The sequence below is a fragment of the Streptomyces anthophorae genome (assembly GCF_049310305.1).
Taxonomy (GTDB): Bacteria; Actinomycetota; Actinomycetes; order Streptomycetales; family Streptomycetaceae; genus Streptomyces.
On the sequence record NZ_JBLWQQ010000001.1, the window covers coordinates 6,770,928 to 6,784,344 of the forward strand.

Here is a 13,417-nt window from a genome sequence, read left to right on the forward strand (position 1 = left end):
TATCGCGCGCAGGTGGGCGCGCGCACGAAATCGCGGCGGTATGTCCCGGTTTGGGTGGGGCAAAGCGGGCGTACGCGAATTGGTGTGGAGTGCGTCACAGCACCGTAATCGCCACGAGACGCGTCCGAATTACGTCGGTTCCCGTTGATGAAATCTCAGTGTTTACGTCGCGAGGAAGCGGGCAGAAGCAGTACAGGAAGGCTGGCCGGATGCCTTCGATAAAGTGCGGGACAATTCTGTCTGAATAATTCTTGGATAAAGTGAAAGGCGCCGCCCTGAAAAGGACGGCGCCTGGAGTCGAGTGCGCTGGTTCGTGCGCCGGGGTGCTTATTCCCAGGCGGCCGCGACCGCCTTTCGCGCCCCTTCCAGATCGACCTCGAACCCGGCCTCCGCGAGCGCCCCGCCGAGCGCGGCGAGCGAGGACTGCACGACGCCGCGGGTCGCCTGCGGGCCGTAGTGGTTGACCCGGATCATCTCCTGAGCGAGCGCGCCGCCCCCCGCGACCAGCGGAAGGACCGGGTCCACTGCCAGCGCCCTCGCCACCAGCTCACGGGCGTCCGTACCGGCAGGGGCGCGCAGTGTAGTGGCGACAGGCGCGGCGTCACGGGCTTCGTGGACGTATGGCTCAAGTCCACCGCCCAGCGCGAGCGTTCCGGCGCGCGTGGCGGCGGCGGCCGAGGAGTGCCGCGCCGTCAGCGCCTGAAGGCCCTCGCTCTCGATGCGCTCCACGCACGCCTCCAGGGCGAGCATCTCCAGCTGCGCGGGCGCGTGCAGCAGTGCCTTGCGGCCGCCGTCCACCCACCGCTGCTTCCAGTCGAGCAGGGAGAGGTAGGAGTGCCGCGGCGCGTGCGGGTTGGCGGCCATCCGCTCCCAGGCCCGCGCGCTCACCGAAACGGCCGAGACGCCGGCCGGGCCGCCCATCGCCTTCTGCGCGCCGATCACGCACAGGTCCACGCCCCACGCGTCGGGGAGCACCGGCTCGGCGGCGATCGACGCCACGGCGTCCAGGTAGAACAGGGCGCCGTGCGCCCGCACCACCTCACCGATCTCGGCCACCGGGTTGGTGTTGCCGGTCGCCGCCTCCGCGTGCACCAGGGACACGAAGTCGATCTCGGGGTGCTCGGCGAGCGCCTGCCCGATCTGCTCGGCGGTGACGGCCGTGTGGAAGGGCACCGCGAGGTCGTGCACCGTGGCGCCGCAGTCGCGCAGCCAGTCGCCGAAGGTCTGCCCGTACGGACCGGTGATCACGTTCAGCGCCACCGTGCCGGGCCCCGCGGCGGCACGGATCGCGCCCTCCAGCGGAAGCAGCGCCTCACCCTGCATGATCACGACGTCCTGAGAGGTGTCCATGAGCCGGGCGACGCGGTCCTCGATGGAGGCGAAATGCTCGGCGCTCAACGGGGCCAGGTCGAGAAACGGATGCGTCACGGTGGGGCTCTCTTCGCTCACGGGTTCGTACGGGTGCCGGTGTCGAGCGTACCGACCGCCTCATAGGCTGCGCGCATGAGTATTGGCGGGGTACTGCACGTGAAGGGGCGGGTCCTCGTCGGGCCCGACGACGTACGCGACGAACTGTGGGTGGTGGACGGCCGGATCGCATACGAACGACCGCGCTCCGCGGGCCTCGACGTCACCACGGTCGAGGGCTGGACGCTGCCGGGCCTGGTCGACGCGCACTGCCACGTCGGGCTCGGCACGCACGGCCCCGTCGACGCCGAGACCGCCGAGAAGCAGGCCCTCACCGACCGCGACCACGGCACGCTGCTGCTGCGCGACGCGGGCTCCCCCTCCGACACCCGCTGGGTCGACGACCGCGAGGACCTGCCGCGCATCATCCGCGCGGGACGGCACATCGCCCGCACCCGCCGTTACATTCGCAATTTCGCGCACGAGATCGAGCCGGACGAGCTCGTCGCGTACGTCGCCCAGGAGGCCCGGCGGGGCGACGGCTGGGTCAAGCTCGTCGGCGACTGGATCGACCGGGGCACCGGGGATCTGAGCGCCTGCTGGCCGCGCGAGTCCGTCGAGGCGGCGATCGCAGAGGCGCACCGGCTCGGCGCCCGCGTCACGGCCCACTGCTTCGCCGAGGACTCGCTGCGCGATCTCGTCGAGGCGGGCATCGACTGCATCGAGCACGCCACGGGCCTGACCGACGACACCATCCCGCTGTTCGCGGAACGCGGCGTCGCGATCGTCCCGACCCTCGTCAACATCGCCACGTTCCCGCAGCTCGCGGCGGGCGGCGAGGCCAAGTTCCCCGACTGGTCGGCCCATATGCGCCGCCTCTACGACCGCCGCTACGACACCGTCCGGGCCGCCTACGACGCCGGGATCCCGGTCTACGTCGGCACGGACGCGGGCGGCTCCCTCGCGCACGGCCTCGTGGCGGGCGAGGTCGAGGAGCTGGTGAAGGCCGGCATCCCGCCCGTCGAGGCGCTCTCCGCGACGGCGTGGGGCGCGCGGTCCTGGCTCGGCCGCCCCGGCCTGGAAGAGGGCGCGCCCGCGGACCTCGTGGTCTACGGGGCGGACCCGCGCGAGGACGTCCGGGCGCTGGCGGCACCGCGCAGGATCGTGCTGCGGGGCAACGTGGTGGGTTGACCTGCCGAGTTGACGGTGCGTGACCGGTGGGGCGGACGAGCATCGTGATTCGAAGGTGTGCACGGAAACGCCACTTTGGGGTGAACTCGATGAACGTGGTCGCCCGTTCACTCTCAGTGCGTAAAGATTCCCTTACCGATGACCAGTCGAGGCGGTTCCGTCCCGTTCCGCCTCATCCGTCTCATTCCTTCCTTCCTGGTTCCGTGCTGTCCCGTCACGCACGGTCCTGGTTGCTACTTGGGGGTCCCACCGCCATGCCCAGCTCCACCCTGCCCACCGTCCTGCGCACGCCCGCCCGCCGCGTCGCCGCGACCGCCGCCGCCACCGCGCTCGCCCTCGGCCCCACCGTGCTCGCGACCGCGGGCCCGGCCGCCGCCACCGAGCACAGCGGCGGCAAGGCCGGCGCCGTCGTGCTCCGCACGGGACTCGACGTATCGCTCCTCAACAAGACCGTGAACGTCCCGCTCAAGGTCTCCCTGAACGAGGTGCAGGCGCCCAAGAGCGCCGACAGGACCGCGCTGACCGCCCAGTTGGACGGGGTCGACGGCGGTCAGCCGTTCAGTGTGCTGCGCGCGGACGTGGCGCGGACGAAGGCCACGGTCGAGGGCGGAAAGGCGGAAGGGCTCACCCGGCTCGCCCATGCCAAGGTGCACGTCCCCGGCCTTCCGCTGCTCTCCCTCATCGAGGTCGACCAGGTCACGTCCCGGGCGCTGTGCGTGGCGGGCGAGAAGCCGGTCGCCGAGTCGAACCTGCTGGGCGGCGTCACCGTCCTCGGCAAGAAGATCACCCTGTCGACCGGCGGCACGACGGCCGTCAAGGTCCCGGGGGTCGGCGAGGTGACGCTCGGCCTCTCCAACCGTTCCACGACGGACACCACGGCCGCGGCCTCCGCCCTCCAGCTCAAGGTCCACGTCAACCCGTTGAACCTCAACGTCGCGGAGGTCGACGGCGAGGTCACGCTCGCGGAGGCCACATGCGAGACGCCGAAGGCGGCGCAGGCGCCCGCGCCGAAGCCGAAGCCGGAGCCTCAGGGCGAGAAGGGTGCGGTCCCGGTCGAGAAGACGCAGACGCGGGACCTCGCGGAGACCGGTGGCAATGAGACGACGCCGTACATGGCGGGCGGCGCGATCGTGCTGCTCGCCGCCGGCGGTGGAGCGGTGGCGATGGCCCGCCGGGGCCGCAACCGGGTGTAGCTGTTCGGTCGCTCTTTAAGCCCCTGCGGCGATTGAGCAGCGGGGTCCGGGGCGGAGCCCCGTGGCCGCAACGCCGCAGGGGCTCAAAGGATTGGGGCTCTGCCCCATACCCCGCTGCTCAATCGCCGCAGGGGCTTGATCGGTGCTGCTCAATCGCCGCTTGGGCTTGATTTGAGGATCCCGGTCAACGCGGCAGCGAATGTGTCGCTGGTGGCGCGGTCCCGGACCGCAAGGCGGACCCAGTCCGGACCGAGGCCCGGGAACGTGTCGCCGCGACGCACCGCGAACCCGGCCCCCCGCAACCGCTCCCGCACGGCATGCGCACCGGGGATGCGGACGAGGACGAACGGGCCCTCCGCCGGCCCGGCCACGGACACCCCGTACGCCGCCAACTCCCGCAGCAGCCCCACCAGATACTCCCGGTCCTCCGCAACGGCACGCGCCGCGTCCGCCGCCTCCGCCACCCCGCGAGCGGACACGCACGCCTGCGCCGCGACGAGCGCGGGCGAGGACACCGGCCACAGCGGCTGCGCCCGCTCGAGGGAGGCCACCACCTCCGGCTCCGCCACCACATAGCCGACCCGCAGCCCGGCCAGGCCCCACGTCTTCGTCAGGCTCCGCAGCACGATGAGCCCCGGCACATCCGTCCGCCCCGCCAGGGACTCCCGCTCGCCCGGCACCGCGTCCATGAACGCCTCGTCGACCACCAGGAACCGCCCCGGCCGCGCCAGCCTCCGCAGCTCGTCCGCCGGATGCAGCACCGACGTCGGATTGGTCGGGTTCCCGACCACCACCAGATCCGCGTCGTGCGGCACGAGCGCCGGATCGAGACGGAAGCCGTCCGCCGCCCGCAGCAGCACCCGCCCCACCGCGTGCCCGGCATCCTCGAGGGCGGCCTCGGGCTCGGTGAACTGCGGGTGCACGACGACGGGTCTGCGCACCCGCAGCGCCCGTGCGAGCAGCACGAACGCCTCCGCCGCCCCGGCCGTGAGCAGCACCCGCTCCACCGGCACCCCGTGGTGCGCCGCCACCGCGGCCCGCGCGGCCCGCCCGTCCGGATACGCGGCGAGCCCGTCCAGCGACCCGGCGATGTGCTCCCGCAGCCAGGCCGGCGGCGTGCCCGTGCGCACGTTCACCGCGAGATCCGTCAACTTCTCGCCGTCGTCCCGGACTTCGGCGTCACCGTGGTGCCGCAGATCGGGCCCGCCGGCCGGATCCGGCACGGCGGGTGCTGCCGCGCAGCGCACATCGACCTCCGGATGCGCCGCGGCCCACCCCACGGCCTGCGCGTGCAAGCGCTCCGACGGCACGGTTCCGTAGGGCAGCACGACGACCCGCCGCGCGCCGAGCGCCGCGCACCGGTCGAGTCCCGCGGGCACGTCGGGCGCCGCCGACACATACGCCGGCTCCACGCCCGCGTAGCCGCTGCCCTCCCACAACAGCCGCGCTGCGGCGGCGAGTTCGGCGTTGGCGGCGGAATCGGCCGAGCCGGCCCCGACGAGCAGCACGGTCACATCGGCGCGGTCGCGCGGTGTCCGGGGGCCGCCGCCGAGAACGTCGTCGAGCCGTTGCTCCAGAGCGGCGAGCAGGGCCGGGGGAGGGGTGTGCATGGGGACGGGCTCCTTGCGGGAGATCGAGCGGGGACCGGGCGGGGATCGAGCGGGGAATCCGGGGGGAAGGAGAAGCCGGGCCGGTCCCTACCCTGGCCGGGCCACCGCACACGTCACCTGGCCAGGGCCCACGCCCGCCCCGGCCGACGTCCGCTTCGGGACGAGCAGTTCACCACCGCGTACGAGGGCGGCCGCCTCGGCGACCGAAGGGGTGCCCACGGCGGCGCGGGCCCGCGCGGACGGATGCGGCACGGGGACGGCGGCGAGCCGCTCGGCGGCGTACGTCTCCAGGGGCGCGCCCAGCGCCTCCGCCGCCGCGACGATGCCGGGCTCCCGGCCCTTGGTGTCGAGCGTCGCGAGCGCCAGGACGTCCGTCGCGCCCGCCTCGGCGAGGACGGCCCGGACGAGCCCGATGACCTCGCCCGCCGGGGCGCCGGACCGGGCGCCGACACCGACGACCACGCCACGCAGGATGTGCGCGCAGGCCCCCGGATGGGTTAGCAAGGGGCCATGGCCGTGATCGTGGCGCTCAGCGCCTTCTTGATGACTTTGGTCGGCGGCTGGACCGCGCAGCGGGTCACCGACCGGCGCCACCTGGTGCTCGGCCTCGCCGGTGGCCTGATGCTCGGCGTCGTCGGTCTCGACCTGCTGCCCGAGGCCCTGGAGGCGGTGGGCGGCGAGGTGCACGGGGTGCCCGTGGCGTTCCTGCTGTTCGTGGCCGGGTTCCTCGGGGCGCACATCATGGAGCACCTGCTGGCCCGCCGGCAGGCCGCCCACGGGGCGGAGGAGGGGGCGAACGGCCGGGCCCCCGAGGTGGGGCTCACGGCGGCGTCCGCGATGGTCGGGCACAGCCTGATGGACGGCATGGCGATCGGCGCCGCCTTCCAGATCGGCGGCGGCATGGGCGCGGCCGTGGCGCTCGCCGTGATCGCCCACGACTTCGCCGACGGCTTCAACACGTACACGATCACCCGGCTCTACGGGAACGCCCGCCGCAAGGCGCTGATCATGCTGTTCGCGGACGCGGCGGCGCCCGTCGTGGGCGCCGCCTCCACGCTCCTGTTCACCATTCCGGAGCAATTGCTCGGCGGCTATCTCGGCTTCTTCGGCGGAGTGCTGCTGTACCTGGCCGCCGCCGAGATCCTCCCCGAGGCCCACCACGAGCACCCGGCGCGCTCGACGCTGCTGTGCACCGTCGCGGGCGCGGCCTTCATCTGGCTCGTGGTGGGCATCGCGGGCTGAGAGCCCGTGTCGGAGCCACCGCTCTCCGTTCACCGTGCGCCGCTCCACCGGACCAGGCGGTGCGCGATGTCCGGCAGCGCCGCCCAGTGCGTGTGCAGATAGCTGGCGTGCACGCCGCCCTGCACGAAGCCCTCGACGCGCCGCGTCGGCAGCCGCATGCCCCACGCGGGCGTGGGCCCCGCGCCCGGCTCAAGTACGGTCCTGTGGAACTCGTGACCGCGCAGCCGGGCGCCCGCCGCGGTGAGCGGGCCGTCGGACAGGGCCACGGCGTCCCGGTAGCCGAGGGTGAGGCGCCCCGACATCTTCGCGTCGGCCTCCAGCACCCCGCACATCGGCTGCCCGTCGAGCGAGCGGGACAGATAGAGCAGCCCCGCGCACTCGGCGACCACGGGGGCGCCGCCGCGGGCCAGTTCGGCCACGGCCTTGCGAAGCCGTTCGTTGGCGGACAGCTCGGGGGCGTAGACCTCGGGGAAACCGCCGCCGATCACCACGGCCGCGGTGTTCTCGGGAAGCTGCTCGTCGCGCAACGGATCGAAGGCGACGACATCCGCGCCCGCCGCACGCAGCAGTTCCGTGTGCTCGGCGTACGAGAAGGTGAACGCGGCGCCTCCGGCGACCGCGACGACGGGCTGGGCAAATCCAGCCCCGCCGGCGTTTGAGGCGCGGGGTCCGGGGCGGAGTCCCGCGACGTCAACCCCGGCTTCGCCCAGCGCTCCCGGCAAACCAGGACTCCACACATCCGTACGGAGAGCCGGCGCGCTACGGGCAAGGCCCAACAACCCCTCCAGGTCACACCCCTCCCGCACCATCGCCGCCGCGGCCCGAACCGAATCCACGGCTTCCGTACTCCGCTCGGCCACCGGCACGAGCCCCAGGTGCCGTGACGGAGTCGCCACTTGCGGCGTGCGGCGCAACGCCCCGTAAACGGGGACCCCGACCTCCTCCATGGCCTCGCGCAGCAGCTCCTCGTGGCGGTCGGAACCGACCTTGTTGAGGATGACGCCCGCGAGGCGCACCTCGGGGTCGAAGGAGGCGAAGCCGTGCACGAGCGCCGCCACCGACCGCGACTGCGAGGAGGCGTCGACGACGAGCACGACGGGCGCCTTGAGCAGCTTCGCCACATGGGCCGTGGACGCCAGCTCGCCCTCTCCCGACGCGCCGTCGAACAGCCCCATCACGCCTTCCACGACGGCGAGTTCGCACCCCGCGGACCCGTGCGCGAACAGCGGCGCGACGAGCTCGGGCCCGCACATGTACGCGTCGAGGTTCCGCCCGGGGCGGCCGGTCGCCAGCGCGTGGTAGCCGGGGTCGATGTAGTCGGGCCCCACCTTGTGCGGCGACACGGCGAGCCCGCGCTCGGCGAACGCCGCCATCAGGCCCGTCGCCACGGTCGTCTTCCCGGTCCCGGAGGCCGGGGCGGCGACCACCAGGCGCGGCACGCCCACGGTCCGCGTACCTACCATTCGATGCCCCGCTGGCCCTTCTGGCCCTCGTCCATCGGGTGCTTCACCTTCGACATGTCGGTGACGAGATCCGCGAACTCGACCAGCTTCTCGGGGGCGTTGCGGCCGGTGATCACGACATGCTGCTGCCCGGGACGGTTGCGCAGGGTCTCGACGACGTCGTCCACGTCGATCCAGCCCCAGTGCATCGGGTAGGCGAACTCGTCGAGCACGTACAGCTTGTACGTCTCGTCGGCCAGGTCGCGCTTGACCTGCTCCCAGCCCTCGCGCGCCTTCTCCTCGTTGTCGGCCTGGTCGTCACGCTGCACCCACGACCAGCCCTCGCCCATCTTGTGCCAGGCCACGGTGCCGCCCTCGCCGCTCGCGCCGAGCGTCTTGAGCGCGTTCTCCTCGCCGACCTTCCACTTCGCCGACTTGACGAACTGGAACACCCCGATCGGCCAGCCCTGGTTCCAGGCGCGCAGCGCGAGCCCGAACGCGGCCGTGGACTTGCCCTTGCCGATGCCGGTGTGCACGAACACCAGCGGGCGGTTGCGGCGCTGACGTGTCGTCAGCCCGTCGTTCGGTACGACGCTCGGCTGTCCCTGCGGCATTTAAGCGGCCCTCCTGATGGTGTTCTGCGTTCCAGTGACGTCCTTCACGAGCCCGGCGATCGAGTCCGCCCGCAGCTCGTCGAGCGTGACGGCGGTGCCGCCGAGCCGTCCGGCGAGCTCCGTGGCGAGCCCGAGCCGCACCATGCCCGTCTCGCAGTCGACGACCACGGACGCGGTGCCCTCGGCGGCGTGCAGCCCGGCCGCCCGCCCCGCCAGCCGCACGGGCTCGGGGCCGCCGGTCGCCCGCCCGTCGGTCACGACGACCATCAGCGGCCGCCGCGCCGGATCCCGCAGCCGCTCCACGCGCAGCACGTCGTGCGCCTTGAGCAGCCCGGCCGCCAGCGGGGTGCGCCCGCCGGTCGGCAGCGACTCCAGGCGGCTCGCCGCCGCGTCCACGCTCGACGTGGGCGGCAGCGCGACCTCGGCCGCCGACTTCCGGAAGGTCACGAGCCCGACCTTGTCCCGCCGCTGGTACGCGTCGAGCAGCAGCGAGAGCACGGCGCCCTTCACGGCGGTCATCCGCTGCCGCGCCGCCATCGACCCGGAGGCGTCGACCACGAACAGGACGAGGTTCCCCTCGCGCCCCTCGCGGGTCGCCTGCCGCAGATCGTCACGGCGTACGACGAGCCCCCGGCCCGAACGCCCGCGCGCCCGCTGGTGCGGGGCGGCGGCCTGCACGGTCGCCGCCAGGTGCAGCTTCGTCAGGGCGCCACGGGGCCGCGTCGCGCCCGTGGTGCGGCCGTGCTCGGTACGCGCGCGGGACCTGCGCCCCGCCGCGCCCTCGCCGAGGCCGGGCACGCTCAGCATCTTCGTACGAAAGGGCTCACCGGCCGCCACGGGCTTCTGCTCGGCGGCGGCGCCTCCGGACGCGGGGGCGGCGGCGGGCTCCTCGGGGGAGTCCTCCCGGTCGTCACCGGCCGGGGCGTCCTGCGTCTCCTGCGGGCCCTGGGAGTCCCCGGTCTCCTGCGGGGCGTCGTGCGGGCCGTCCTGCTGCGGCGGCACACCGCCACCGGGACCGCCGCCGTCCGGGCCGCCGCCGGGACCGTCGGGGTCGTCGTCGCCCTCCGGACCCTCGGGCTCCTCCTCAGGACCGAACTCGTCCAGGGTCTCGTCGAGCTTGTCCTCGTCGAGGCCCGGCGCGTCGAAGGGGTTCCGGCGCCTGCGGTGCGGCAGCGCGAGCAGCGCCGCCTGCCGCACGTCCTCCGCCAGGACGTCCTCGCGCCCCGCCCACGCGGCGAGCGCGGTGGCCGTGCGCGCCATCACGATGTCGGCGCGCATGCCGTCCACCTCGAACGCCGCACACGTCGCCGCGATCTGCGTCAACGCCCGGTCGCCGAGCCGCACGTGGGGCAGCAGCTCGCGCGCGGCGACGATCCGGGCCCGTACCTCGGCCTCGTCCTCGGCCCACCGGCCCACGAAGCCCTCGGGGTCGTCGTCGTAGGCGAGCCGCCGCTTGACGACCTCCACCCGCTGCTGCGGTTCGCGCGAGGCCGCGACCTCGACGGTCAGCCCGAACCGGTCGAGCAACTGCGGCCGCAGTTCGCCCTCTTCGGGGTTCATCGTCCCGACGAGAAGGAAGCGCGCGGCGTGCCGTACGGAGACGCCCTCGCGCTCGACGTACGAGGCACCCATGGCGGCGGCGTCGAGCAACAGGTCGACGAGGTGATCGTGCAGCAGGTTCACCTCGTCGACGTACAGGATCCCGCGGTGCGCGTCGGCGAGCAGCCCCGGCTCGAAGGCCTTCACGCCCTCGGAGAGCGCCCGCTCGATGTCGAGCGCGCCCACGAGCCGGTCCTCGGACGCGCCGACCGGCAACTCGACCATACGGGCGTCCCGTTGGCCGCCGGGAGCGTCATCGTGCGGCCCGTCCGGGCACTGCGGATCGGGCGCCGCCGGATCGCATGAGAACCGGCATCCGGAGACGACGTCGATGCCCGGCATGAGCGCGGACAGGGCACGTACGGCGGTGGACTTCGCGGTCCCCTTCTCCCCGCGCACGAGCACACCACCAACGGCGGGCGACACGGCATTGAGCAACAGGGCGAGCCGCAGATCGTCCTGCCCGACGACGGCGGAGAACGGGTAAGGGGTGGCCATCAGCCGTCAACCTCCAGTGAGTGGAACGTTTTAGGGGCGCGGGGAACTGCGCAATCCTTTAGGGGGGTCCGGGGGCGCAGCTCCCGGGGACGGGACGGGAAGGGGCGGCGGGGGAGACTTCCCATCACGGCGGCCCGGGAGGCACGAACGGCAACCCGCCCGGAGCCCCACCCTCGATCAACCGCCAGAGCGCCGCCGTATCCGCATGCCGCTCGATCAGATCCCCGAGCCGATCGAGCTGCTCCTCCCGAAGCGCCTCGAACGACGTGTCCGGCGCCGGCACGAACCGCCGCCCCGCCGCATCGGAGACAGCCCGCAGGAACGCCCTCCGGAACCCGTCCGACTCCAGCGACCCGTGCCAGTGCGTCCCCCACACGGCCCCGACCCGGCACCCGTCGAGGAAGGCCTCCCCGCCCAGCACCTCGGCGACGCCGTGATGGATCTCGTACCCCTCGACGTCCTCGCCGAGCGCCTCGCCGACCGGTCGCGCGAGGGTCTTCTCCGCCTCGAACCGCACCCGTACGGGAAGCAGTCCGAGCCCGTCGACGGTCCCGGCCCGGGATTCGATCTCGTCCTCGATGGTCTCGCCGAGCAGCTGGAACCCGCCGCAGATCCCGAGCACGGGACGGCCCTCGGCCGCCCGCCGCGCAAGGGCGTCCGCGAGCCCTCGCTCGCGCAGCCAGTCGAGCGCCCGCACCGTCCCACGCGTCCCCGGCACCACCACGAGATCGGCGTCGACGAGCTCCTCGGCCCGGTCCACGAACCGCACGACGACACCCGGCTCGGCGGCCAGCGCGTCCACATCGGTGAAGTTCGACATCAGCGGCACCGCGCACACGGCGACCCGCAGCACGTCCTCGCCGACGGGCGGCGCCACGAGCGACTCCCGAACGGCGCCCCGCAGGGACACCCGGAGCCCGTCCTCCTCGTCGATGCCGAGGCCGTGCTGGAACGGCAGGACGCCGTAAGTGTCGCGTCCCGTAAGGGACTTGAGCATGTCGAGCCCGGGTTCCAGCAGGCTCACATCGCCCCGGAACTTGTTGACGAGATACCCGGCGAGCAGCTCCTGGTCCTCGGGAGCGAGAAGCGCCGTCGTCCCGAAGAACGAGGCGAAGACCCCGCCCCGGTCGATGTCGCCCACCACGAGCACCGGCAGCCGCGCGGCCCGCGCGAGCCCCATGTTCACGATGTCGGTGCGCCGAAGATTGATCTCGGCGGGCGATCCGGCGCCCTCGCAGATCACGGCGTCATGGGTGGCCCGCAGCTCCTCCAGGCACCCGACGACGGTGTCCATCAACGAGGCCTGCCGCCCCCCGTGGTAGCCCCGCGCGCTCAGCTCGCCCACGGGCTTGCCCATGAGGACGACCTGGCTGCTGCGGTCGCTGCCCGGCTTGAGCAGGACGGGGTTCATGAGCGCGCTCGGCTCGACCCGCGCGGCCTGCGCCTGCATGGCCTGCGCGCGCCCGATCTCGGCGCCCTCGCGGGTGACGAACGAGTTCAGGGACATGTTCTGCCCCTTGAACGGCGCGACCTTCACGCCCTGGCGCACCAGCCACCGGCAGATCCCGGCGGTGACGACACTCTTCCCGGCGTCGGAGGTCGTCCCCGCGACGAGCAGCCCTCCGCCCGTCATCGCCGCCCCCGCGCCCGTACAGCCAGTCGCGCACCCACACAGACTCCCAACGCCAACAGAGACACCCGCCGTGACAGCCGCACGGCCCGATCCACATCACGCACCTCGACCGCGCGCCCCGGCGCGTTCAGCACCGGCCGGTGCTCGACCCGGCCGCCGTACGCCAACGTCCCGCCGAGCCGCACCCCGAGCGCCCCCGCGAAGGAGGACTCGACGACGCCCGCGTTCGGACTCGGGTGCCGCCCGGCGTCCGCCCGCCACGCCTCCAGCGCCTGCCGGGGCCTGCCACCGGCGAGGACCGCGAGGACGCCGGTCAGGCGCGCTCCCGGCCAGCCGGCCACGTCGTCGAGGCGGGCCGAGGCCCAGCCGAACCGCCGGTACTTCGCGGACTTGTGCCCGACCATCGCGTCGAGCGTGTTCACCGCGCGGAAGGCGACCAGGCCGGGCACCCCGCCGATCGCGCCCCACACGAGCGCGCCCACGACGGCGTCGGAGGTGTTCTCGGCGACGGACTCGACGACGCCGCGGGCGATCCCGTCGGCGTCGAGTCCCTGCGGGTCACGGCCGCACAGCCGGGGCAGCAGCTCCCGCGCAAGCTCCACGTCCCCGGCCTCCAGGGCGGACCCCACGCCGCGCGCCTCGCGGCCGAGCGAGGTGCCGCCGACGACGGCCCAGGTGGCGGCGGCCGTCAGCGCGACGGAGGCGGCGGGGGAGCGGCGTACGGCACGGGAGGCGACGGCGGCGAGAGCGGCGGCGCCTCCGGCACACACCACGGTGTGCAGGGCGCCCGCGCCGCGGTGGTCGCGCCACAGCCCGCGCTCGACGGCCGCGGCGGCGCGGCCGAATCCGGCGACGGGGTGCCCTCGGCGCGGATCGCCGAGCAGAAGGTCGGCGAAGATTCCGGCGGCGGCACCGCACGCGTACACGCGCTCGTGCCGCCAAGTGCCGCGCGGGGCGAACATGGCGGTGGTGTCCTCACTCAGGGTGT

At 73.6% G+C, this 13,417-nt stretch carries 11 protein-coding genes; 3 read left to right on the plus strand and 8 right to left on the minus strand.

From position 1 onward, the window contains the following. Positions 1-327: 327 nt before the first annotated feature. The gene (locus tag ACNYS0_RS30720) at positions 328-1,428 is read right to left on the minus strand and encodes a pyridoxal-phosphate-dependent aminotransferase family protein (protein WP_422478141.1); all 1,101 of its coding nucleotides are present in this window, start codon (positions 1,426-1,428) and stop codon (positions 328-330) included. Positions 1,429-1,503: 75 nt separating this feature from the next. Between ACNYS0_RS30720 and ACNYS0_RS30725 the strand changes: the two genes are divergently transcribed. Further along, a complete protein-coding gene (locus ACNYS0_RS30725; RefSeq protein WP_422478143.1) occupies positions 1,504-2,598 on the plus strand; it encodes an amidohydrolase family protein in 1,095 nt (364 codons plus the stop codon). 254 nt (positions 2,599-2,852) lie between these two features. Next, on the plus strand, positions 2,853-3,791 hold the full coding sequence (locus ACNYS0_RS30730; protein WP_422478145.1) for an SCO1860 family LAETG-anchored protein: 939 nt from the start codon (positions 2,853-2,855) through the stop codon (positions 3,789-3,791). A 149-nt stretch (positions 3,792-3,940) separates the two neighbouring features. Here the strand turns inward: ACNYS0_RS30730 and cobC are convergent, their stop codons facing one another. Further along, a complete protein-coding gene (cobC, locus tag ACNYS0_RS30735; protein WP_422478147.1) occupies positions 3,941-5,401 on the minus strand; it encodes an Rv2231c family histidinol phosphate aminotransferase CobC in 1,461 nt (486 codons plus the stop codon). Between the two features lie 87 nt (positions 5,402-5,488). Continuing rightward, on the minus strand, positions 5,489-5,863 hold the full coding sequence (locus tag ACNYS0_RS30740) for a cobalamin biosynthesis protein (RefSeq protein WP_422478149.1): 375 nt from the start codon (positions 5,861-5,863) through the stop codon (positions 5,489-5,491). A gap of 48 nt (positions 5,864-5,911) precedes the next feature. On the opposite strand from ACNYS0_RS30740, the gene ACNYS0_RS30745 reads away from it, so the two are divergent. Next, complete coding sequence (locus ACNYS0_RS30745; protein WP_422478151.1) at positions 5,912-6,643, plus strand: ZIP family metal transporter; 732 nt, start codon at positions 5,912-5,914, stop codon at positions 6,641-6,643. A gap of 29 nt (positions 6,644-6,672) precedes the next feature. Here ACNYS0_RS30745 and ACNYS0_RS30750 read toward each other — a convergent pair whose 3' ends face one another. From ACNYS0_RS30750 to ACNYS0_RS30770, 5 genes are all read right to left on the minus strand, one after another. Then, positions 6,673-8,106 carry a cobyrinic acid a,c-diamide synthase CobB gene (locus ACNYS0_RS30750; RefSeq protein WP_422478153.1) on the minus strand — a complete coding sequence of 478 codons (1,434 nt, stop codon included), beginning with the start codon at positions 8,104-8,106 and terminating at the stop codon, positions 6,673-6,675. Beyond that, on the minus strand, positions 8,100-8,699 hold the full coding sequence (cobO, locus tag ACNYS0_RS30755) for a cob(I)yrinic acid a,c-diamide adenosyltransferase (RefSeq protein WP_351336537.1): 600 nt from the start codon (positions 8,697-8,699) through the stop codon (positions 8,100-8,102). The genes ACNYS0_RS30750 and cobO overlap by 7 nt, the downstream gene beginning before the upstream one ends. Next, positions 8,700-10,796 carry a putative cobaltochelatase gene (locus ACNYS0_RS30760; protein WP_422478155.1) on the minus strand — a complete coding sequence of 699 codons (2,097 nt, stop codon included), beginning with the start codon at positions 10,794-10,796 and terminating at the stop codon, positions 8,700-8,702. Positions 10,797-10,920: 124 nt separating this feature from the next. After that, positions 10,921-12,429 (minus strand): cobyric acid synthase, encoded by a 1,509-nt coding sequence (locus ACNYS0_RS30765; RefSeq protein WP_422478157.1) that lies wholly within the window; start codon positions 12,427-12,429, stop codon positions 10,921-10,923. Then, the gene (locus tag ACNYS0_RS30770; protein WP_422482817.1) at positions 12,426-13,391 is read right to left on the minus strand and encodes a cobalamin biosynthesis protein; all 966 of its coding nucleotides are present in this window, start codon (positions 13,389-13,391) and stop codon (positions 12,426-12,428) included. Before ACNYS0_RS30770 ends, ACNYS0_RS30765 begins: the two co-directional genes overlap by 4 nt. Positions 13,392-13,417: the final 26 nt, after the last annotated feature.